Source organism: Streptomyces roseolilacinus (assembly GCF_014649335.1).
GTDB lineage: Bacteria > Actinomycetota > Actinomycetes > Streptomycetales > Streptomycetaceae > Streptomyces > Streptomyces roseolilacinus.
Genome location: NZ_BMSV01000004.1, coordinates 11,789 through 33,678 on the forward strand (window position 1 = coordinate 11,789; position 21,890 = coordinate 33,678).

At 74.7% G+C, this 21,890-nt stretch carries 15 protein-coding genes; 8 read left to right on the forward strand and 7 right to left on the reverse strand.

Annotated features, from left to right (window positions below; genetic code table 11):
- Positions 1 to 40: 40 nt before the first annotated feature.
- From IE106_RS10345 to IE106_RS10355, 3 genes are all read right to left on the reverse strand, one after another.
- Positions 41 to 1,696, reverse strand: a complete 1,656-nt coding sequence (locus IE106_RS10345; protein ID WP_189532302.1) for a DUF5719 family protein — start codon at positions 1,694 to 1,696, stop codon at positions 41 to 43.
- Entirely contained in the window at positions 1,693 to 5,385 is a 3,693-nt protein-coding gene (locus IE106_RS10350; RefSeq protein ID WP_189532304.1) for a glycosyltransferase family 2 protein, read from the reverse strand. The genes IE106_RS10345 and IE106_RS10350 overlap by 4 nt, the downstream gene beginning before the upstream one ends.
- A 222-nt stretch (positions 5,386 to 5,607) precedes the next feature.
- Positions 5,608 to 5,871, reverse strand: a complete 264-nt coding sequence (locus IE106_RS10355; RefSeq protein ID WP_023588371.1) for a WhiB family transcriptional regulator — start codon at positions 5,869 to 5,871, stop codon at positions 5,608 to 5,610.
- A gap of 703 nt (positions 5,872 to 6,574) precedes the next feature.
- Here IE106_RS10355 and IE106_RS10360 point away from each other — a divergent pair.
- Genes IE106_RS10360 through IE106_RS10370 form a run of 3 tightly spaced genes read left to right on the forward strand, consistent with a single transcriptional unit; the run spans position 6,575 to position 9,372 of the window.
- Positions 6,575 to 7,102 (forward strand): cysteine dioxygenase, encoded by a 528-nt coding sequence (locus IE106_RS10360; RefSeq protein ID WP_189532306.1) that lies wholly within the window; start codon positions 6,575 to 6,577, stop codon positions 7,100 to 7,102.
- 12 nt (positions 7,103 to 7,114) lie between these two features.
- Positions 7,115 to 8,071 carry a 2-phospho-L-lactate transferase gene (gene cofD / locus IE106_RS10365; RefSeq protein WP_189532308.1) on the forward strand — a complete coding sequence of 319 codons (957 nt, stop codon included), beginning with the start codon at positions 7,115 to 7,117 and terminating at the stop codon, positions 8,069 to 8,071.
- Positions 8,068 to 9,372, forward strand: coding sequence for a coenzyme F420-0:L-glutamate ligase (locus tag IE106_RS10370; protein WP_189532310.1), 1,305 nt, complete (start codon positions 8,068 to 8,070; stop codon positions 9,370 to 9,372). The genes cofD and IE106_RS10370 overlap by 4 nt, the downstream gene beginning before the upstream one ends.
- A gap of 178 nt (positions 9,373 to 9,550) precedes the next feature.
- Here the strand turns inward: IE106_RS10370 and IE106_RS10375 are convergent, their stop codons facing one another.
- From IE106_RS10375 to IE106_RS10385, 3 genes are all read right to left on the reverse strand, one after another.
- Entirely contained in the window at positions 9,551 to 10,717 is a 1,167-nt protein-coding gene (locus tag IE106_RS10375; RefSeq protein WP_373295931.1) for a DNA-3-methyladenine glycosylase family protein, read from the reverse strand.
- A gap of 65 nt (positions 10,718 to 10,782) precedes the next feature.
- Complete coding sequence (gene manB, locus IE106_RS10380) at positions 10,783 to 11,865, reverse strand: mannose-1-phosphate guanylyltransferase (protein WP_189532314.1); 1,083 nt, start codon at positions 11,863 to 11,865, stop codon at positions 10,783 to 10,785.
- Positions 11,866 to 12,018: 153 nt separating this feature from the next.
- Entirely contained in the window at positions 12,019 to 13,593 is a 1,575-nt protein-coding gene (locus IE106_RS10385; protein ID WP_189532316.1) for a peptidoglycan recognition protein family protein, read from the reverse strand.
- A 128-nt stretch (positions 13,594 to 13,721) separates the two neighbouring features.
- Between IE106_RS10385 and IE106_RS10390 the strand changes: the two genes are divergently transcribed.
- From IE106_RS10390 to IE106_RS10405, 4 genes are all read left to right on the forward strand, one after another.
- Positions 13,722 to 14,495, forward strand: a complete 774-nt coding sequence (locus IE106_RS10390; protein ID WP_189532318.1) for a TIGR03089 family protein — start codon at positions 13,722 to 13,724, stop codon at positions 14,493 to 14,495.
- 260 nt (positions 14,496 to 14,755) lie between these two features.
- Positions 14,756 to 15,955, forward strand: coding sequence for an LCP family protein (locus tag IE106_RS10395; RefSeq protein ID WP_189532321.1), 1,200 nt, complete (start codon positions 14,756 to 14,758; stop codon positions 15,953 to 15,955).
- Positions 15,956 to 16,214: 259 nt separating this feature from the next.
- Entirely contained in the window at positions 16,215 to 18,038 is a 1,824-nt protein-coding gene (locus IE106_RS10400; protein ID WP_189532323.1) for an LCP family protein, read from the forward strand.
- A gap of 341 nt (positions 18,039 to 18,379) precedes the next feature.
- Positions 18,380 to 19,876 (forward strand): LCP family protein, encoded by a 1,497-nt coding sequence (locus tag IE106_RS10405; protein WP_229840258.1) that lies wholly within the window; start codon positions 18,380 to 18,382, stop codon positions 19,874 to 19,876.
- Between the two features lie 70 nt (positions 19,877 to 19,946).
- Here IE106_RS10405 and IE106_RS10410 read toward each other — a convergent pair whose 3' ends face one another.
- Entirely contained in the window at positions 19,947 to 21,230 is a 1,284-nt protein-coding gene (locus IE106_RS10410) for an LCP family protein (RefSeq protein WP_189532326.1), read from the reverse strand.
- 119 nt (positions 21,231 to 21,349) lie between these two features.
- Here IE106_RS10410 and IE106_RS10415 point away from each other — a divergent pair, with 119 nt between their 5' ends.
- Positions 21,350 to 21,883, forward strand: a complete 534-nt coding sequence (locus tag IE106_RS10415) for an acyl-CoA thioesterase (protein WP_189532328.1) — start codon at positions 21,350 to 21,352, stop codon at positions 21,881 to 21,883.
- The last annotated feature ends 7 nt before the right edge of the window (positions 21,884 to 21,890 follow it).

Below are 21,890 nucleotides of genomic sequence, written 5' to 3' on the forward strand. Positions count from 1 at the left end.
ACGGACGGGGTGTCCGTACGGGCGCGCGGGCCGGGTCCGGCTAGTCGTCCAGGACGGCGAGGTCCTGTTCCGCCTCCGGTACGGCCACCTTCGCGCGGTCGTCGGTGAGGGCCTGGAGGGTGAACATCGCGATGCCGTCCTCCGGCAGGGCCAGCATGCGCACCGCGTGGACGGGGCCGCCGGACAGGGTCTCCACGGTCAGGGCGTAGGAGCCCTTGAGCCCGGCGGGCACGGGCGGGGCGACCGCCAGGGTCGTGCCGGCCTTGACGGTGTACGTCTTGGTGGCGGGCGTGCCGCCCTCGGTGCCCGGGGAGGCGGTGACGCGGACCTCGGCGGCCTTGCCGGGCGCGGTCAGCGACAGGGTGGTGCCCTTGGCGCGGTTGTCGGCGACGGTCGCCCGCTCCCCCACCGGGCCGGTGGCCGGGATGAAGGCGACCTCCTGCTTCTCGCCGGAGCCGCGCACCACGCGCAGCGCGGCGACGACGGGGGTGGCCCGCCCCGCCTGGGCCGGGGTCAGCAGCAGGGCGCCGGCCTCGCCGCTGGTGAGGTCCCCCAGGTCGGCGGAGGCCGTCATCCCGGACTTCACGCGGATCGTCTGCTGGGCGGCGGGGGTGATGGTGCCCGTGGCGCCGGCGAGCTGGATCTTCAGCTCGGCGTCGTCCTCGCCGGGCGCGTACGCCATGAGCTGCACGGACGTGGCGTCCGCGGGGATGCCGGGGAGGACCAGTGAGGGGGCGGGGTCGACGGAGGCCGGCAGCCAGTCGCTGCCGAGCTGGTCGACGGCGGAGCGGATGACCGCGCCGACGCGGCCGCTGCGGGTGGTGACGTGGACGGTGACGTCGGAGGTGGCCGGGTCCGCGGTGAGCGTGGACAGCAGCACCGGGACGCTGGACCGGGCGGGGACCGGGATGCCGTCGGTGAGCTGCGACTTCAGGGCGCCTTCGGGCCCGTACAGCTCGATGTCGACGACGGCGGCGGTGTCGTCGGGGTTGGTGAGGTGGACGTAGTCGCGGCGGTTCTCGGCGGTGGAGGTGCCGGGGAACCAGAAGGCCGTGTCGGGGGGCGTGCAGGTGACGCCGAGGAGGCCGCGGGCGCCTCCGGCGGGGACGACGGTGGTCTGCTGGGTGGTCCAGCCGGGGGCGAGCCGGCCGGAGGCGACGCCGATGAGGGCGGGCACCTCGGCCCCGTTCTCCTCCGCCGCCACGGGTGTCCCGGGGGTGGTGGCGGTGAGGACGGCCTTGTCCGCGGCCGGCTTCCTCGCGGCCGTCCCGGTCTTCCCGCCGTCCTTCGCGGTCTTCTCGGCGTCCTTCTCCTCGGTCTCCTCGCCGTCCGTCTTCTCGCCGTCCTTCTTCTCGTCGTCCTTCTTCGGGGCGACGGTCGTCGTGTCCTGGGTGACGGCGGACGGCTTCAGCTCGGCCCTGTCCAGCAGGGCGTCCTTGCCGGCCGGGGCGCCGGAGCCGGGCTTGCCGGCGCCGCCGGTGGCGGGGGTGAACGAGACGTACGTCGTCTCGGCGACCTCGGAGGAGCTCGGTGCCGGGCACAGGACGCTGCTGCGTTCGACGGGCAGCCGGGCGGGCGCCGCGCCGGCCGCCCGGACCGGGTCGTCGTCCGCGCCGGGGGACGTCAGGGCGGCGAGGCCGGTGAGGGCGGCGAGGGCGGTCGCGGCGGCGAGGAGGGAGAGGGTGCTGCGGTTCACTGGTGGCTGCTCCCGTCGGGACGCTGCTCGTTGTCGTAGCCGTACGGGTCGTACGGGCCCTGCTGCTGGTAGGGGTACGGCTGCTGGTCGTACTGCTGCCCGGGGTACGCGGCCGGGTCGTAGGGGGCCTGCGGGTACGGGGCGCCGTCGTAGGGCTGGGCGTAGGGCTGCTCGTCGTACGCCGTCCGCTGTCCGTGGCCCTGGTCGCCGTAGGGCTGCTGCCCGTACGGCTGCTGCTCGCCGTACCCCTGGCCGGCGGGCGGGGTGCCGGGCCAGTCGGTGCCGGGTCCCGCCTGGGGCGGGACCTGCGGGGCGGGCATGGCGTACGGGTCGGCGTCGGTGCCGTCGGCCGGGTCCGGTACGGGGTCGGTGTCCGGGTCGGCGGCGGCGGCGCGCAGCCGGCGCGCGCGGCGCCCGTCGCCCGTGGCGTCCTGGGGCGGGAGCGCCGGGGCGGCCTCCTCGGGCAGGTCGTCGTCGATGTCGCGGCGGCGGCCGGGCAGGGCGAGGACGAGCAGGACGACGACGAGGGCGCACTGGGCCCAGATCCACGCGGTGCGGGTGAGCGGCGCCTCGTAGGTCAGGTCGAGGCGGCCGCCCTGGGCGGGCAGCTCGAAGCCCTGCGCCCAGCCGTCGACGGTGGTCTTCTCCAGGGGCTTGCCGTCGAGGGTGGCCTGCCAGCCGTCGTCGGCGCGGTCGGCGATGCGCAGGACGCGGCCCTCGCCGCCGGCGGGGATGTCGCTGTGCGCCTCGACGGGGCCGGAGCCGACGGGGAGGGGTTCGGTGCCGGCCTCGGCGCCCGCGGCGGCACCGGCCGCGGCGGGGACGATGACGGCGCGGGCGACCTGGCGGTCGACGCGCCACAGGGCGCTGCCGTCGCGCTGGCTGAGCCGGCTGAGGCCGGGGGTGGCGTCGAGGACGCGGCCCATCTCGCGGGGCGCGCCGTCGCGGACCAGTACGTAACGGATGGCGAAGCCGCTGAGTTCGGCGGTCTGGTCGGCGCCGGAGCCGGCGACGAGGTGGGCGACGACCTTGTCCAGGCGGGGGTCGCCGCCGCCCGTGGCGGTCAGCTCGGCGTCGCCGAGGCGGGCGCCGGAGCCGCGGACGAGGGCGTAGGTGACCTTGGCTGCCGACGGGCCGTCGAGGACCAGGGTGCGGGGCTGGTCGCGGGTGACGCTCTCCTCGGCGACGAACGCGGGGACCTGGGTCGGGTCGCGGCGCTCCAGGGGGCCGGCGGCGCCGCCGATCATCCAGTTGGCGGCGGACACCAGGGGGCCCACGGCCGCGGCGAGGGCGACGAGGGCGGCGACGGGCTGGCGCCAGCCGAAGCTCTGCGCGGCGACGCGGGTGCGGCCGCCTTCGGCGCCGAGGACGCCGGCGGCGAGGAGGGCGAGGCCGTAGACGAGGGTGGCGGGGCCGGCCCAGCCGGTGGCGTGGTCGCCGGAGCCGTTGGTGAGGACGGCGAAGAGGAGGCCGACGACGGCGGCGGCCCAGGCGCTGCGGATCGCGAACCCGCGCTCCGCGCGGAGCAGGGCGGCGAGGGCGGCCAGGACGAGGCCGAGGAGGACGAGGCCGCCGACCGTGCGGGGGCCGCCGGGGCTGGTGCCGAGCAGGTCGAGCGCGCTCGCCGGGCCGGTGCGGATCTCCGTGCCGGCTTCCCTGAGGAAGGCGGCCGGGTCGGTCAGCAGGGACAGCGACCAGGGGGCGAGGACGAGCAGCGGTGTGCCGGCGACGGCGAGGAAGCGCAGCCCGTACGCGGTGATGTCGTCGCGGCGCAGGACGAGGGCGGCGACGCCGAGGACGACGGCGATCGGCCAGACGACGGGCGTGAAGGCCGTCGTGAACGTCAGGAGGAGCGTGTACGCCCAGGTGGCGCGCCAACTGCCGCGCGGGGCGCCGGGTCCGCCGCCGCGCAGCCCGTACGCGGCGACGGCGGCGCGGGCCATGAGGGGCAGCAGGATCGCGAGGACGGCCGTGCCGAGGCGGCCGGTGGCGAGGGCGCCGGTCGCGGCGGGCAGGAAGGCGTAGGCGATGGCGGCCCACGCGCGCAGGAGCCGCGACTCGACGAGGGAGCGGGAGGCGAAGTACGCGGTGAAACCGGCGAGCGGGACGGAGCACACCAGCAGCAGGGTGAGCGCGAAGCCGGTGGAGCCGAGGAAGAGGCCGGACAGGGCGGCCAGCAGGGCGAGGTAGGGCGGGGCGCTCTGGGTGCCGCCGGTGCCGAGGGGGTGCCAGGCGTCGGCGTACCGGCCCCACAGGTCGCCGACGTCGTCGGGGACGGGCAGCAGGGCGCCGCCGGCGAGGGAGCCGCCGCCGAAGAGGCCGCGGCAGGCGATCAGGGAGACGAGCAGGAGCAGGGCGAAGAGGACGGGGCCCGGTTTGCGGGCGATCTTCTTCAGCCGGGCGAACTGCTCGATCTCCAGGTAGTCGGCGTCGTCGCCGCCGGGGCCGGACTCGACGGCGCCGTGCCGGGAGCCGCCGGCGTCGGCGTCCGTGCCGCCGACGTTGGAGGCGACCTGCTCGACCGTGGCGCGGACAGTGGCGCCGGGCGGCGGGAAGAGGGGGCGCAGTTCGGCGGGGTCGACGGCGCGGGAGGCGCGTCTGCGGCGGGCGGCGACGATCCGCTCGGGGCGGAGGAGGACGCCGCACAGGCCCATGACCTCGTCGACGGCCTGGACGGGGGCCTTGCCGAGGAGGTAGGCGAGGGTGCGCAGGAGGGTGCCGACGACGAGGCGGACCAGGACGTACGGGAGGGCGGCTCCGCGCGCGTTGGCGAGGAGGGTGTAGACGGCGCCGGCCTTGTCGACGCGGTGGGGGTTGGCGACGGAGCGGCCGGCGCAGTCGACGGTGCGGCGCTCGCGGGAGGCGGCCTCGGCGTGGCGCAGGACGGCGTCGGGGGCGACGAGGACGCGGTGGCCGGCGGCGTGGACGCGCCAGCACAGGTCGACGTCGTCGCGCATGAGGGGCAGGCGGCGGTCGAAGCCGCCGAGTTCCTCGAAGACGTCGCGGCGGACGAGCATGCCGGCGCTGGAGACGGACAGGACGGGGCGGATCTGGTCGTGCTGGCCCTGGTCCTGTTCGCGGCGGTCGAGGCCGGTCCAGCGGCGGCCGCTGTTGGCGATGCTGACGCCGACTTCGAGGAGCTGCTTGCGGTCGTACCAGCCGAGGAGCTTGGGGCCGACGACCGCGGCGTACTCGTCGGCGTCGGCGACGCGGAGCAGTTCGGCGAGGGCGTCGGGGGCGGGCGCGCAGTCGTCGTGGAGGAGCCACAGCCACTGGACCGGTTCGCCGTGCGGCAGGTCGGGCATCTCGTGGGCGTCGTCGCGCCAGGTCCTGGCGACGGGGTCCCAGCCGCTGGGCCGCTTCAGGTAGGGCAGGTCCTCCGGGCCGAGGACGGGCGCGGTGCGGACGGCCTCCTCGACGGCGGCGCCGAAGCCGGTGCGGCGGGCGAGGTGCAGCACCCGCTCGTCGCCGATGGCGTCGCCGACGAGCCGGGCGGACTCGTCGGAACTGCCGGTGTCGGCGGCGATGGCGTACTGCACGGGGCGTTCCTGGCCGAGGAGTCCGGCGAGGGCGTCCGGCAGCCAGCGCGCCCCGTCGTGGGAGACGAGCACGGCGGTGACGACGTGCCGCGGGAACTCGGGCTGCTGCGGCAAAGAAGCGGCGGAAAACGCGGCTGTGGTGGCGGACATCGAGGTACGGGCCCTCCGGCCAGGGGGTCGCCCGCGTCGCGGGGCGTCGGAGCGTCTTTGACGGGGCTCCACACTAATGGCTGGCACGGCAGCGGTCCGCCGCCCGTGGACGGAGCACGGATGGCGGACCGTTGGGCGGGTACGGGCCGGTGGCGTCCGCGGCCGGGCGGCGGTCACCGGCGGGGACGGCTGCGGGCCGCAGGGGGGCGGCCCCGGGGAGGGTCAGACGGCGGCCTTCTTCAGGCGGCGGCGCTCGCGCTCGGACAGTCCGCCCCAGATTCCGAATCTCTCGTCGTTGGCGAGTGCGTATTCGAGGCATTCCGAACGGACCTCACAGGCGAGGCAGACCTTCTTGGCCTCGCGGGTGGAACCGCCCTTCTCGGGGAAGAAGGACTCCGGATCGGTCTGGGCGCACAACGCGCGCTCCTGCCAGCCGAGTTCCTCGTCCGCGTCCTCGACCAGCAGTTCCTGGAACAACTCGGTCATCTGCGCCCCTCGTCTGTCTATATACGTCCCCGTGATGCCGCCGCTTCCCGTTTTCGGCCGAACGACACGAGCGAAATTACAAGTGTGTAGCTCCGGGGCAGTCAAGCTGGGATCTGCTATTGGGCCCGGTATTCACTCTGCGGAACCAAGGCGGTGCAGAAAGTGTTCAAATCAGTAAAAATGAGACACTGCCTGCAGCCTCCCCCGCAACCCGCCGCCGGAGGCCCCTCGCCAAGGAGGACGGCCGAGGCCGTGATCTTGTTGCGGCCGGGCCGGCGAAGCGACCCGGATCACAGTCGGATCACGACCCCTCGACGGTGTTTGCGCGGGCGGTTCCTGCGCCATGTGTCCCGGACCCGGCGAGCACAAACCTTTCTGCCGGCGGCCTGACCGGATGAGGTGAACCAATACCGCCAAACCGGTCACCGGTTTGACAGAACGAATCGGACCGGTCCACCGTTGGGGGCATGCCAGCGACCACAGCGCCCTTCGCGACCCACGTTGCCCGTGGGTTCCGCCGCGCTGTCCACGCGCGCTGTTGCTGTTCGTGCTGTTGACGCCCTAGCGCTCCGGCCCCACCCCCAGGCGAGTCCCCCGCCGCGCCCGCGCACGCCCGGTCCCCCGGGCACCGCCGCGCGGGCCCGTACCCGCCGCACCCGCTCCGCCTCCCGCCGAACAGCCCCGCCGAGGACACACCGCACCCATGAACAGCGACAGCGACCTCCAGATCGCCGGCGACATCCTCGCCGTCCAGCACCTCCTCCAGCCCGCCAGGGAACATCCGGGCACCGTGGCGGAGTTCGCCGGTCTCGCCCGCTCCATCGCCGCCGACCGCGCCCTGTGGGCGCCGCTCGTCGCGTACGACGCCACGACCCGCTGGTACCACCGGCTGCGCACCGGGCCCGGCTACGAGGTGTGGCTGCTGTCGTGGCTGCCCGGCCAGGGCACCGGACCGCACGACCACGGCCGCTCGTCAGGCTACTTCACCGTGCTGGAGGGCGAGCTGACGGAACGTACGGAAGGGGGCGTGCGGACGCTCACCGGGGGCGCTCAGGGCGCGTCGGGCCGGGTCGTCGCCCCCGGCCGGGTCCACGAGATCGTCAACGACTCGCTCGAACCGGCCGTCAGCCTGCACCTCTACTTCCCGGGCCTCACCGAGATGCCGATGCGCGAACCGGTCGGGGTCATCCACAGTTTCGCCCCGAGTGCCCGGAGTGTCGCCCCCGCCTGACAGACTGCCCGCATGCGCATGGTGGTTCTGGCCGGTGGCATCGGCGGTGCCCGCTTTCTGCGCGGCCTCAAGCGGGCCGCGCCCGACGCGGACATCACGGTCATCGGCAACACAGGTGACGACATCCATCTCTTCGGGCTGAAGGTCTGCCCCGACCTGGACACGGTGATGTACACCCTCGGCGGTGGCATCGACGAGGAGCAGGGCTGGGGCCGTGCGGACGAGTCCTTCACGGTCAAGAGCGAACTCGCGGCGTACGGGGTCGGCCCCGAGTGGTTCGGCCTCGGCGACCGCGACTTCGCCACGCACATCGTCCGTACGCAGATGCTGGGCGCCGGCTATCCGCTCAGCGCCGTCACCGAGGCGCTGTGCGACCGGTGGCGTCCCGGCGTGCGGCTGCTGCCGATGTCCGACGACCGGGTCGAGACGCACGTCGCGGTCGAGCTCGACGGCGAGCGGCGGGCGGTGCACTTCCAGGAGTACTGGGTGAAGCTGCGCGCCTCCGTCGACGCGCACGCGGTCGTGCCGGTCGGCGCCGAGCAGGCCAAGCCCGCGCCCGGCGTGCTGGAGGCGATCGCCGAGGCGGACGTCGTGCTGTTCCCCCCGTCCAACCCGGTGGTGAGCATCGGCACGATCCTCGCCGTGCCGGGCGTCCGGGAGGCCATCGCGGAGGCCGGCGTCCCCGTCGTGGGCCTGTCCCCGATCGTCGGGAACGCCCCGGTGCGCGGCATGGCCGACAAGGTCCTCGCGGCGGTGGGCGTGGAGGCGACGGCCGGCGCGGTCGCCCGGCACTACGGCTCGGGGCTGCTGGACGGCTGGCTCGTCGACACGGTCGACGCGGCCGCGGTCCCGGAGGTGGAGGCCGCGGGGATCCGCTGCCGGGCCGTGCCGCTGATGATGACCGACGTCGACGCGGCCGCGGCGATGGCCCGCGAGGCGCTGGCCCTCGCCGAGGAGGTACGCGGATGACCGCTTCGTACCGGGTGTGGGCGCCGGCCGGGATACCGGAGGTCGCGAAGGGCGACGACCTGGCCGCGCTGATCGCCACCGCCGAGCCGGACCTCGCGGACGGTGACGTCGTCCTCGTCACGTCGAAGATCGTGAGCAAGGCGGAGGGGCGGATCGTCGCCGCCGAGGACCGCGAGGCGGCCATCGACGCGGAGACCGTCCGCGTCGTCGCCCGGCGCGGCACGCTGCGGATCGTGGAGAACCGCAACGGGCTGGTGATGGCCGCGGCCGGCGTCGACGCGTCCAACACCCCCGCCGGGACGGTCCTGCTGCTGCCCGAGGACCCGGACGCGTCCGCCCGCGCCCTGCGCGCCGGGCTGCGCGACCTGCTCGGCGTCGACGTCGGCGTCGTCGTCACCGACACGTTCGGGCGGCCCTGGCGCAGCGGGCTCACGGACGTCGCGATCGGCGCGGCCGGGGTGCGCGTCCTGGACGACCTGCGGGGCGGCACCGACGCGTACGGCAACCCGCTCGTCGCGACCGTCGTGGCCAGCGCGGACGAGCTGGCCGCCGCCGGCGACCTGGTCAAGGGCAAGGCGGCCGGGCGGCCCGTCGCCGTCGTGCGCGGCCTGCCGCACCTGGTGACCGGGGACGGCGGGGACGACCCGGGCGCGCGGGCGCTGGTGCGCGGCGCGGACGGCGACATGTTCCGGCTCGGCACGTCGGAGGCGATACGCGAGGCGGTCGCACAGCGCCGCACCGTGCGGGCGTTCACCGACGACCCGGTCGACCCCGGCGCCGTACGGCGCGCGGTGGCCGCGGCGGTGACGGCGCCCGCGCCGCACCACACGACGCCCTGGCGGTTCGTGCTGCTGGAGAGCGCCGCGTCGCGGGTCCGGCTCCTGGACGCCATGCGGGAGGCGTGGATCGCGGACCTGCGGCGGGACGGGCGGGACGAGGAGGCCGTCGCCCGGCGCGTCCGCCGCGGCGACGTCCTGCGGAACGCCCCGTACCTGGTGGTGCCGTGCCTGGTGACGGACGGCGCCCACCACTACGGGGACGCGCGCCGGGACACCGCCGAGCGGGAGATGTTCGTGGTCGCGGCGGGCGCCGGGGTGCAGAACTTCCTGGTGGCGCTGGCGGGCGAGCGGCTCGGTTCGGCGTGGGTGTCGTCGACGATGTTCTGCCGTGAGGTGGTGCGGGAGGTGCTGGGCCTGCCGGACGACTGGGACCCGATGGGCGCGGTCGCGATCGGGCGGCCCGCCGAGCCGGCGAAGCCCCGGCCGGGACGGGACCCGGAGGACTTCCTCACCGTGCGGTGAGGGCCCGCGGACGTGCGGTGCGGATCGCGGACGTGCGGTGTGGGCCGCGGGTCGCGGGGCGCGCCGGGTGGTTCGCTGCGGGCCGGCCGTCGCGGGCGGTCGGCTCTCTTCGGTCCCTCTCGGCTCCTCTTGGGCCGTCCGTCGCCGGGCCGTCCGTCGCGGGTGGTGGGCGGAGGGGTCAGAGGGGGGCGATGTCGCGCGGTGTCATGCGCGGGGCGCGGCGGGCCGGGGTACGGCCGCTGAGCAGGATCAGCCGGGCGGCGCGGTGCCGCTGTCCGGCGTACGGCTCCAGCAGTTCCAGCATCTCCGCGTCGTCCGCGTCCCGGCGGTCGGCCAGGGCGTGGCCGACGATGCCGGGCAGGTGGTAGTCGCCGGTCGTCACCGCGTCGGGCGCGCCGTGGCTGCGCTGGACCGTCTCGGCGGACGTCCACGCGCCGATGCCGGGCACCAGCTCCAGCCGGCGCCGGGCGTCCTCGGGCGCCATGCCGGCCGCCTCCTCCAGGCGGGGCGCGACCCGCACGGCGCGGAGCACGGTCGCCGAGCGTTTGCCGTCGACCCCCGCGCGGTGCCACTCCCAGGACGGGACGCGCGCCCACGTACGGGGTTCCGGCACCACGTGGAGGCGGAGGCCGGCGGGGGCGCCGGGCGCGGGGTCGCCGTACGCGCGCACCAGCAGCCGCCACGCGCGGTACGCCTCGTCCGTCGTGACCTTCTGCTCCAGGATCGACGGGATCAGCGACTCCATCACCAGCCCGGTGCGCACGAGCCGCAGTCCGGGGCGGCGGCGCCGGGTCAGGGCGAGGAGGCGGTGGCGGGGCGTGAACGCGTCCGGGTCGTCCTGCTCGCCGAGCAGGATGGGGAGCCGGTCGAGGAGCCAGTCCGCGCCGCTCCCCCACGCCTCGGCCTCGACGGCACCGCCGCACGCGGTGATCCGCAGCGTGCCGGGGCCCTCGGGAGTGCGGCACGTCCGCCAGAACGCCCCGTCGGGCGTGGCCCGGAAGGTGGGGTCGCCGGGGCCGCGCCGCAGCGGGCCCAGGGTGAGTCCGAGGTCCAGTGGCCACGGCGGCACCCAGCCGCGCCGCCGGGACCCCGCCGCCGACGCGCCCGCCCGGACCGGTGCCGGGACACGCGGGGCGTGCCCGGCCGGTGCCGGTGCCGGTGCCGGTGCCGGGACGGACGTGGAGTGCCCGGCCGGAACCGGCCCCGGGACGTGCGCGGGGTGCCCGGCCGCCACGCCCGTGGCGTGTCCGGTCGCCGTGCGCGGCGGTCCGGGAGGGGCCGCGGGCACACCCGTCCCGCCGGGCGCGGGGGCGCGCCGGGGGCGGGGGGCGTAGCGGCCGGCCACGAGGGCTCCAGGGTGCGGTGCGGGACGTTCGGGTCCCGGCCAGGGTAGCCCCGGACGGGCTTCCGCTACTGGTCGGAGGAGAAGCGCACCGACGCGTCGGGCAGGCGGGCGCCGCACCAGACGCGGACGCCGTCGCGCAGTTCGTTGTCGGCGCCCACGTGCGCGCCGTCGCCGATCACCGCGCCGTGCAGCACGGTGCGGGCACCGATCCGGGCGCCCTCGCCGACGAGGGAGTCGGTCACCACCGCGCCGGGCTCGACGACCGCGCCCGCCATGACGGCGCTGCCGTCGATCCGGGCGCCCTCGCCGACCGTGGCGCCCGCGCCGACGACCGTGCCGCCGGTGAGCTTGGCGTCCGGGGCGACGGTCGCGCCGTCCACGACCAGGCGGTCGCCGCAGCGGCCCGGCACGGCCGGGGAGGGGGCGCGGCCCAGGACGAGGTCGGCGGAGCCGCGGACGAACGCCTGCGGGGTGCCGAGGTCGAGCCAGTACGTGGAGTCGACCATGCCCTGGAGGTGGGCGCCGTCCGCGAGGAGGCCGGGGAACGTCTCGCGCTCGACGGAGACGGGCCGGTCGGCGGGGATGGTGTCGATGACGGACCGGCGGAACACGTACGCGCCGGCGTTGATCTGGTCGGTGACGATCTCCTCCGGGGTCTGCGGCTTCTCCAGGAAGGCCGTGACGCGCCCGGTGGGGTCCGTGGGGACGAGCCCGAACGCCCGCGGGTCCTCGACCCGGGTCAGGTGCAGGGAGACGTCGGCGCCCGAGGTCTCGTGGGTGTCGACCAGGGCGCGGATGTCGAGGCCGGTGAGGATGTCCCCGTTGAAGATGAGGACGGGCTCGTCCGGCCCCGACGTGAGCCGCGAGGCGACGTTGCGTATCGCGCCGCCGGTGCCGAGCGGCTCCACCTCGGTGACGTACTCGAGGTGGAGCCCGAGTGCCGACCCGTCGCCGAAGTACGGTTCGAACACCTCGGCCAGGTACGAGGTCGCCAGCACGATGTGCTCGACGCCCGCCGCGCGGGCCCGGGCGAGCTGGTGCGTGAGGAACGGCACACCCGCTGCGGGGACCATCGGCTTCGGCGTGTTCACCGTCATCGGTCGCAGCCTGGTTCCCTTGCCGCCGACCAGGAGGATCGCTTCTGTCACCTGTCGTCTCTGCTTCCTGCTGGGCCGGTCGTGGGGTGGTGCCCGATCCGGTGCTCCGGCCCCGTCCGGAGGTCGCTCATATGATCGGCACGACCAGGCAGTGTAGGCAGATCCTAGGCAGACCTGGACAGACGGTTCGACACGGCGCCCGGGTCAGGGCCTGCCCTGGTACCCGGCGGCGGTGGAGCGGATCGTCCCCAACTTGCCGTACAGCTTGGCCCCGGGGCAGGCGGTGGAGTAGCCGTCGCGGTGCCCGGAGATGGTGTTGAGCTGGACCTTCGTGCCTTTCTTGTACAGGTTTCCGCCGCCCGACGTCAGCGTGCTCTTGCCGAGCGGGTTCTTCCCGTAGAGGCCCAGTTTCCACGCCGTCAGCTTCGACACGGCGGTGACGGCCTTGGCGGGCGGGGTGGCGGAGGAGAACGATCCGAGGACCGCGATGCCGGTGGTGTTGTTGTTGAACCCGAGGGTGTGGGCGCCCTGGACGGGCTTGGCCACGCCGCCCGCGCGGCCCTCGTAGATGGTGCCGCACTTGTCGACGGCGAAGTTGTAGCCGAGGTCGCGCCACCCCATGCTCTGGACGTGGTAGCGGTAGATGCCGCGCAGGACGGAGGGCGCCTGGGCGCAGGTGTAGTTGTTGCCGGTGGCGCTGTGGTGGACGAAGGCCGCCTGGACGGACTTGCTGTAGAGGAAGTTCGCTTCGCGTAGCTTCTCGTCGGCGCCCCAGCCCTTGCGGGTGACGATGCGCGGGCGCGGGCCGATGTACGGCTTCGCGGCGGTGGTGTTCGGCAGGTCCTCCTCGGTCTCGGTCTTGGACAGCTCCGGGATCTCCACGGCGCCGAGGGCGACGAGGTCGGCGTTGACGGCCGAGGCGGCGGACTCCTCCGGGCTGAGCAGGACGGCGCCCTGGCCGGCGTTCGTGGGATTGGCCGGGCCCTCGTCCACCGGGTCGGTGGTGCCGGTGCCCTCGCCGGTGTCCTCGTCGGCGCCGGTCTCCTCGTCCGCCGGGTCGGCGGTGCCGTCCTCCTCGCCGCCCGGGTCGGTGGTGCCGGTGTCCTCGTCGGCGGGCTCGTCCGCGTCCGGGTCCGGGTCGGCCTGCGGGGCGTCGTCGTGGGGCGCGTCGTCGTGCGGGGCGTCCCGCAGGTCCTGCGGGGGCCGTGCCCCGTCGGCCGGCCCGCCGCCCGGGTGGACCAGTTCGACGCGCAGGCCGCGCGGCAGGGCCGGCGCCGCGGCGCCGCGCTCGTCGGGCGCCTCGGGCCGTACGCGCACCTCGACGCCGTCCGAGTCGCCCACCCACAGCGGGGCGGTCCCGCCGCGCACCGCCCCCGAACGGGCCTCGGCCGTACCGGGGTCGGCGGCGTGGTCCCCCTGGTGGGTCTCCAGGTCCTGCCAGGCCGACCAGGCGCCGGTCGCGGTGGACCGCGTACGCACCTGGACGGTGCCGTGCAGTTCGGTGTCGGGCTCCTCCCAGACGACGCCGACCAGCGAGAAGGGTTCGACGTCCCGACGCGGGAGGCCCTGGGCCGCGGGGGTGCCGGGGGCCGCGCTGCGCTCGCCGTCGGGGAGCGGCACGAGGGGCAGGGAGCGGGTGGAACCGGGATCCGGCGCGTCGCCCGCCGCGGGTGCGGCGACGGCCGACGCGGACAGGGGCAGGGGCAGCGCGAGAGCGGAGCCGGAGGCGGTGGCGACCGCGACCGCTACGCCGATCAAGGGAACTCGAATGGAACGCATAGCCAGATACTGGACATTTCACCAGAGTTGCGCTTCTCGGATTCCCTGACGCCCCGTCGACCCGTCCGGAGGACGGGGTCACCCGCTCGGCCCCGCCGCGCCCACCCCGCCCGCGTACCCTTGCCCGCGTGAACGCCAGCGACCGCACCCCTGCCGACCTGCTGCGATCCGCGCTCGCCGCGGACCCGGCCCGCCCCTTGGTCACGTACTACGACGACGCCACCGGTGAGCGCGTCGAACTCTCGGTGGCCACCTTCGCCAACTGGGTGGCCAAGACGGCGAACCTGCTCCAGGACGGGCTCTCCGCCGAGCCCGGCGAGCGGGTCGCGCTGCTGCTGCCCGCGCACTGGCAGACCGCCGTCTGGCTGCTCGCCTGCGCGTCCGTGGGCGTGGTGGCCGACCTCGACGGCGATCCGGCCGCCGCGGACCACGTGGTGGCCGGCCCCGACCGGCTCGACGAGGGCCTGGCCTGCTCCGGTGGCCGCCTCGCCCTGTCGCTCGCCCCGCTGGGCCGCCGCTTCCCCGCGCCGCCCGCCGGCTACGACGACTACGCGGTCGAGGTGCCGAGCCAGGGCGACCGGTTCGCCCCCTACGTCCCCGTCGCCCCGGACGCCCCCGCCCTCGCCGTACGCGACCGCGCGGGCGGGCGTACGGAGCTGACGGGCGCCGAGCTCGTCGAGCGGGCGCGCGCGGAGGCGGCCCGGCGCGGCCTCGGGCCCGGTTCGCGCCTGCTGTCCGGGCTGGCCTGGGACTCCTGGGACGGCGTGGCCGCGGGGCTGTACGCGCCGCTGGCGGCGGGCGGCTCGGTCGTCCTGTGCCGCCACCTGGACCGGCTGGCGCCCGAGGCGCTGGCCGCGCGCGCCGAGAGCGAGCGCGTCACCGACCGGGCCGTCACCGCCTGACCCGGCCCGGGGCCGGCCGACCCGGAGCCACCCGGTCCGGGACCACCCGGCCCTGAGCCGGCCGGCCCGGGGCCACCCGGCACGCCGCCGTCCACCCGTCCGGCGGACGGCGTGCCGAGTCCGCCGGGTCCCGGGGACCTCTCCGGTACATCATCGGCGGTACGCCTCACCGGGCGCGCAACCCCGCGCGGGGTTCGGCCGTCTCACCACGCGACGGCCGCGCTGGGTGCCGCCGACGCCTCGAAGGACGGACTGACGACGTGACGGACACCGCCGGCACTCCCCCCGACCCGGACACCCCGGCCGGTCGCCGGCCGGTGTGGCTGCGCTGGGCGGCGCTCGGCTCGTCCCTCGTCGTCCTCGCGGCGGCCGGCGCCGGCTGGTGGCTGTACCGCAAGCTCGACGGCAACATCACCACCGACGCGACGGCGGTGGCCGAGCTGAAGCGCTACGAACGGGAGCGCCCCGCCCCCGTCCCGCGCGGCGGCCGGAACATCCTGCTCATCGGCTCCGACAGCCGGGCCGGGGAGAACGCCGAGTACGGGCAGGACCAGGGCACGCAGCGGTCCGACACCACGATCCTGCTGCACCTGTCGGCGCGCGGCCACGGCGTGACGGCCGTGTCGGTCCCGCGCGACCTGATGGTGGAGGTCCCGGACTGCCGCACGGGCGCGGGCAAGCGGTCCGCGCCGCGGTTCGCCCAGTTCAACCTGGCGTTCCAGCTGGGCGGGACGGCGTGCACGATCCGTACGGTCGAGAAGCTGACCGGCATCCGCGTCGACCACCACATGGTGATCGACTTCCGGGGCTTCAAGGACATGGTGAACGCGGTCGGCGGCGTACGGGTGTGCGTCCGCGAGCCGATCGACGACCCGGACGCCAGGCTGAGGCTGCCGGCCGGGCCGCAGACGCTCGACGGCGAGGAGGCCCTCGGCTACGTACGGGCCCGCAAGTCGCTCGGCGACGGCAGCGACACCGAGCGCATGAACCGGCAGCAGGAGTTCCTCGGGGCGCTGGTGACGAAGATGCAGAGCAACGGCGTCCTGCTCAACCCGGCGCGGCTGTACCCGGTCCTGGACGCGGCGACCCGGTCGCTCACCACGGATCCGGGGCTCGACTCGCTGAAGGACCTGTACGACCTGGCGCGGCGGCTGCGCAGCGTACCCACCGACAAGGTGCAGTTCCTGACGGTTCCCAGGAAGCCGTACCATGCCGATCCGAACCGTGACGAACTGGTACAGCCGGACGCGGGGCGGCTGTTCAAGCGGCTGCGCGCGGACGCGGCGGTGGCGGTCGTCCCGGCCGCCGAGCGGGACGGCGGCGGGGCGTCGCCCTCGACGCCGGCGACCGGGGGGCCGACCGGAGCGCCCAGCGCGAGCGCGTCGCCGGGCGGTTCCGCGTCCCCCGCGCCGGTGCCCACGTTCACCGGGACCAACGCGGCCGTGAACGCGTGCCCTTAGTGCGCGGGACCACAGGGGACCCACAGGGAGATGTGAGGAAAGTCGTGACGGGGGCGGCGGAGTATGACGATTGGGCGGAATGCCCGCTTGTAAGGGACGTGGAATTTGTCACGGACGTCGACCCGCGTTGAACTGGGCGGATAGTGTGACGCGATCCGGTGCGAGCGACCGAGCAGGACGCGCACCCGTGGATCGAAAGACCGAGCGCCCGATGGGGGAGGGGCGCCTCGCGTGGCACCGACGGAGGATTCAGGCGACCGTGGACGCGCACAGCCGTGGAGGGGCGGAGGGCATCGACCCCGCCGACCAGTGGGTGTTGAACCCGCAGACCGGCAACTACGAACTGCGACTGGAACACTCCGAAGGGCAGCCACCGACCCCCTCCCCCCACACCGGGACCACACCCCCCCGGGGGCGCCGTGCCGCCCGCAAGCCGTCCTCGCCCGCCCCCGCGCCGGCCTCCTCGGCCGAGGAGGCGCCGACGGGCTCCCGGCGCCGCGCGGCGGAGGTCCCCGGGCAGCGCAGGCGCCGGTCCGCCGAACCGCCCGCGCAGGGCGGCGGCGGTCGCCGCGGCGCGGCCCCGGCCGCAGCCGCGGCCGGCCGGCGCCGCGGGAAGGCGAAGGCGAAGGACAAGAAGACCCGCACGAAGAAGGCGCTCATGTGGACGGGCGGGGTCACCGCCTTCGTCCTCCTCGCCACCGGCGCCGTCGCCTACTACCTGTACGAGCGGCTCGACGGGAACCTCAGCACCATCGACATCGCGGGCGCGGGCGGTGGCAGCGGCTTCAAGAAGGACCAGGCCATCAACATCCTGGTCATCGGCACCGACAAGCGCACCGGCGACGGCAACTCCGGCTACGGCGACAAGAACAGCCCCGGCCACGCCGACACGACGATCCTGCTGCACGTCTCCAAGGACCGGACGAACGCCACGGCGCTGTCCATCCCGCGCGACCTGATCACCGACATCCCCGAGTGCACCGCGAAGGCCGAGGACGGCTCGGAGAAGAAGATCCCCGCCCAGAGCGGCGTGCGGTTCAACACCAGCCTCGGCCAGATGGACCGGAACCCGGGCTGCACCATGGCCACCGTCCACAAGCTCACCGGCGTCCCCGTCGACCACTTCATGATGGTCGACTTCAACGCCGTGAAGACGCTGTCGTCGGCCATCGGCGGGGTCGAGGTGTGCGTCGAGCAGCCCGTGAAGGACAAGAAGTCCGGACTGGACCTGCCCGCGGGCACGAGCACCATCGAGGGCGAGCAGGCGCTGGCGTTCGTCCGCACCCGGCAGGCGTTCGGCAACAAGAGCGACCTGAGCCGCATCCAGACCCAGCAGCAGTTCATGGGCTCGATGTTCCGCAAGATGAAGTCGAGCGACACGCTGACCAGCCCGTCGAAGCTGCTGGACCTCGCGGACGCGGCGACGAAGGCGCTCACCGTCGACAGCGGCATAGGCAGCGTCAAGAAGCTCCAGGAACTGGGCATGGAGATCGCCAAGGTCGACCCGAAGAACATCACCTTCGCCACGGTCCCGGTGCTCGACAACCCGGCCGAGAGGATCAAGGCGACGGTCGTCCTCGACGAGGCGAAGGCCCCGTCGCTCTTCTCGATCATCCAGAACGACATCTCGCTCAGCGAGGTGGAGCAGAAGGAGAAGGACGCCAAGAACGCCGAGAAGGAGGCGCAGGCCGCGCTCCTCAAGGGCCCCCGGGCCGAGCCCTCCGACGTGCGCGTCGACGTATACAACGGCAGCGGGATGCGCGGCGGGGCCCAGGCGACGATCGTCTGGCTGCAGAACTCGGCGGGCGTCCTCAAGTCGGCGAACAAGGCCAACGCCCCGGCGGAGGTCGAGAAGACGACGCTGGAGTACGCGCCGAACCAGGCGGACCAGGCCCGCGCGCTCGCGGACCTGATGGGGCTGCCCGCGACGGCACTGAAGCAGGGCACGGCGGACGCCGGGGAGCGCGAGCCGATGAAGCTGACCCTCGGCAGGGACTTCAAGGGCGCGGGCGTCCCCCTCACCGGTCCGGCGAAGGCGCCGGAGGGTGCGATGGCGGCGGACAAACAGGTGTGCGCGAAGTGACGCGGACCTGATCAACAGGGGAGACATGGGTGGGACACAGCAGCGTGCGTGGGGAGGGGACGCGAAACGGCGTCCCGCACGCCCGAAGCGCCCGTGACCGGGACCGAGGCGACGGTCCCGGCGAAACGGGTCCGGCGGACGACCGGACCGGCGGCGGCGCCGTCGCGACGGACGACGCCACGAGTACGGGTACCGGCGCGGCGCCCGGCACCGGGCGCCGCGCCCGGCGCGCGGGCGGCGGCGGCCCGGACGGGGGGAAGGGCGGCGGGGCCGCGCCCGGCACGCGGGGCGCGGGAGGCGGCCGGCGGCCGCGGCGGCGCGCCGACGGCGGCAAGCGGCGGGTGTTCCGCTGGATCGCCTCGGTGGTGTCGCTGCTGATACTCGCCACCGCGGGCGCCGGGTACCTCTACATCGAGCACCTCAACGGCAACATCCGCAGCGGCGGCCGCAGCGGCGGCGACAGCGGGGTGGAGAAGGCCGCGCCCGACGCGTCCGGCCACACCCCGCTCAACATCCTGCTGATCGGCGCGGACGGCCGTAACTCCAAGGAGAACCTGGCGCTCGGCGGCGCCAAGGACACCGTCGGCGACAAGCCGCGCGGCGACGTCCAGATGCTGCTGCACGTCTCCGCCGACCGCAGGAGCGCCGCCGTGGTGAGCATCCCGCGCGACACCCGCGTCGACATCCCCGCCTGCAGGGACGACGAGACCGGCGAGGAGTACCCGCCGACCAACCGGATCATCACCGAGTCGCTGCAGCGCGGCGGGCCCGGCTGCACCCTCACCACGTGGGAGAAGCTGACCGGGGTCTACGTCGACCACTGGATGATGGTCGACTTCGCCGGCGTGGTGCGGATGGCCGACGCGGTCGGCGGTGTCCCGGTGTGCGTCAAGCAGGGCGTGTGGGACCGGCCGACCCCGCAGGTCCCGGGCGGCTCCGGGCTGAAGCTGAGGAAGGGCGAGACGTACGTCAAGGGCGAGCAGGCCCTGCAGTGGCTGCGCACCCGGCACGCGTTCTTCAACGACCAGGGCCGCGCCCGCGCCCAGCACATGTACATGAACGCGATGCTGCGCCAGCTCAAGGCGCAGAACGCGTTCACGGACACCGGCCGGATCACCGACCTCGCGGAGGCCGGGACGAAGGCGATCAAGGTGTCCGAGGAGCTCGGGACGGTGAGCAAGCTCTTCGACCTCGCCATGGAGCTGAAGGACGTCCCCACCAACCGCATCACCATGACGACGCTGCCGACGGTCGAGGACCCGCAGAACCGCGCGCACCTGCTGCCCGTGAAGGACTCCGCGCAGCGGATCTGGCGGATGCTCCGCGAGGACGTCCCCTTCGACGCCAACGGCGGGCCGGCGGCGAAGCCGAAGCCGACCGCCGCGCCGAAGGAGACCGGTCCGGCCGCGGCCGCGCCGTCCTCCCTCGCCGTCACGGTCGTCAACGGCACCGGGGCGGAGGGGCGGTACGCGGTGAAGGGCCGCGCCGGCGGGATCGCCGAGGTGCTGCGCGGCAAGGGCTTCACCCGGGCCGACGCCTCCCGGGCCACGGAGCCCGCGGCGGAGACGGTCCTCGCCTACCCCACGTCGTCCGGCGCGCAGGGCAGGGCGGACGCGCTGTCCGTGGCGAAGGCGATCGGCCTGCCGGCCGGCGCGGTGCGGGCCGCCGGCGACGTGGACGGGCTGAGGCTGACCGTCGGTGCGGACTGGCGCGAGGGCGACGCGTTCCCGCGGCAGGAGGACCCCAAGGCCGGCGACCTGCCGCCGGACGCCGAGAACTCCAACGGCGCCAAGGCCGACTGCATGGACGTGTACAAGCCCTACCAGTACGACTGGTAGGGGCCCGTGCGGTGACGGGGCGGGGCCGGCCACCCCCGGGTGGCCGGCCCCGCCCCGTACCGGCGGAGGGTCAGTTCCCGGTGACGGTGACCTTCTCGTCGTTCTGGATCTGGCGCACCAGCTCCTTCACCTTCGTCCTGTCCCAGACGAGGTTGCCGCCGCGGCTGCCGGAGACGGGCATGTTCATCGACTTCCCGTCACCGCCGTTGACGCTCTTCATCGCGAAGAACATCTCGGCGAGGTCGAACAGCGACATGTCCTTGTCGACGATGAGCGTGTCGAGGCCGGCGCCGAGTGTCGGGTACAGCGCGAACGGGTTGAGGACCGTGCCCGGCGTCGCCGCCTGGTTGGCGAGCGCCGCGAGGAACTTCTGCTGGTTCTTCGTCCGCGCCAGGTCCGACTCGGCGAAGGCGTAGCGGGTCCGGACGAACGCGAGCGCCTGCTCGCCGTCGAGGGTCTGCTTGCCCGCCTTGAAGTCGGCGCCGGACTTCTTGTCCTTGAAGCCCTTGTCGATGGTCAGCTCGACACCGCCGAGCGCGTCGACGATGTTGGCGAAGCCGGCGAAACCGATCTCCGCGTAGTGGTCGATGCGCAGCCCGGTGTTGTGCTCGACGGTGCGGACGAGCAGTTCGGGGCCGTCCTCGGCGTACGCCGCGTTCAGCTTCACGCGGCGGCCGGTGCCCTTGAACGTCTTGCCGGACTCCGAGCCGACGAACGTGGGGATCTCCACGTCCGAGTCGCGCGGCAGGGAGATCATCGTGTTCCCGCTGCCGCAGGCGGCGAGGATCATCATCGAGTCGGTGCGCTTGCCGTCGGCGGAGCCGGTGTGCAGGCGCTTCTTGTCCTCGGCGGTCATGCCCTCGCGGCTGTCGGAGCCGACGATGAGGTACGTGGTGCAGTCGCCCTCCTGCGGGCGCTCGACGACCTTGGAGAGGTCCACCTCGCGGCGCATCTTGCCGTCGGCCCAGAAGTACGTGCCGATCGTCGTGGCCAGGACGACGACCGCGACCGTGATCGAGCCGACCTTGATGCGGCGGCCCCAGTTCGGCGCGGAGCGCGCGCCCGGGCCGTACGGCGGCGGGGGCGGCGTGCCGGGGCCGCGGCCGCCGCCCCCGCCCGGCGCCCCGCCGTGGCCGCCGTCGCGGGGGATGCCGTAGACCTGGCCCGTGTTGTAGCCGCTGTCGTACGGCGCGGTGTGGCCCGCCACGTCGTCGTACCCCTGCCGCTGCTGCGGCGGTACGGAGCCGGGCCGCACGTGGGGCATCACGCGGGCGCCCTCGGGCTGGGCGTCGGCGCTGCCGCGGCCGTGACGCGCGTCACGGCCGCCGGACCATCCTTCAGGCCAGTCATTCATGCGCAACAGTGTGCCGCGCGCCCGCGCGGTCCTTACAGGGCGGGTGGGAAATCGGGGCTCCGCTGTAGCCAAGCTGATGCAATGCGGACCTTCCCGACCTCGGGCATATGGTGGAGGGCATGACAGATCAGGCCATCCCCGAGGGCAAGCCGACCTCGGCGTCCCGCACCACGCTCAGCCACATCATGACGGGCAACGACACCAACCTGCTCGGCACCGTGCACGGCGGAGTGATCATGAAGCTGGTGGACGACGCGGCGGGCGCGGTCGCCGGCCGCCACTCCGGCGGGCCCGCCGTGACCGCTTCCATGGACGAGATGGTCTTCCTGGAGCCCGTCCGCGTCGGTGACCTCGTCCATGTGAAGGCGCAGGTCAACTGGACCGGCCGGTCCTCCATGGAGGTCGGCGTGCGGGTGCTGGCCGAGCGGTGGAACGAGTCCACGGCGGCCACCCAGGTCGGCTCGGCGTACCTGGTGTTCGCCGCCGTCGACGCGGACGGCAAGCCCCGTCCCGTACCGCCGGTGCTCCCGGAGACCGAGCGGGACAAGCGCCGCTACCAGGAGGCCCAGATCCGCCGCACCCACCGGCTGGCCCGCCGCCGCGCCATCAAGGAGCTGCGCGAGCGCCGGGCGGCGGAGGGCATCGACGACTGAGCGCCGC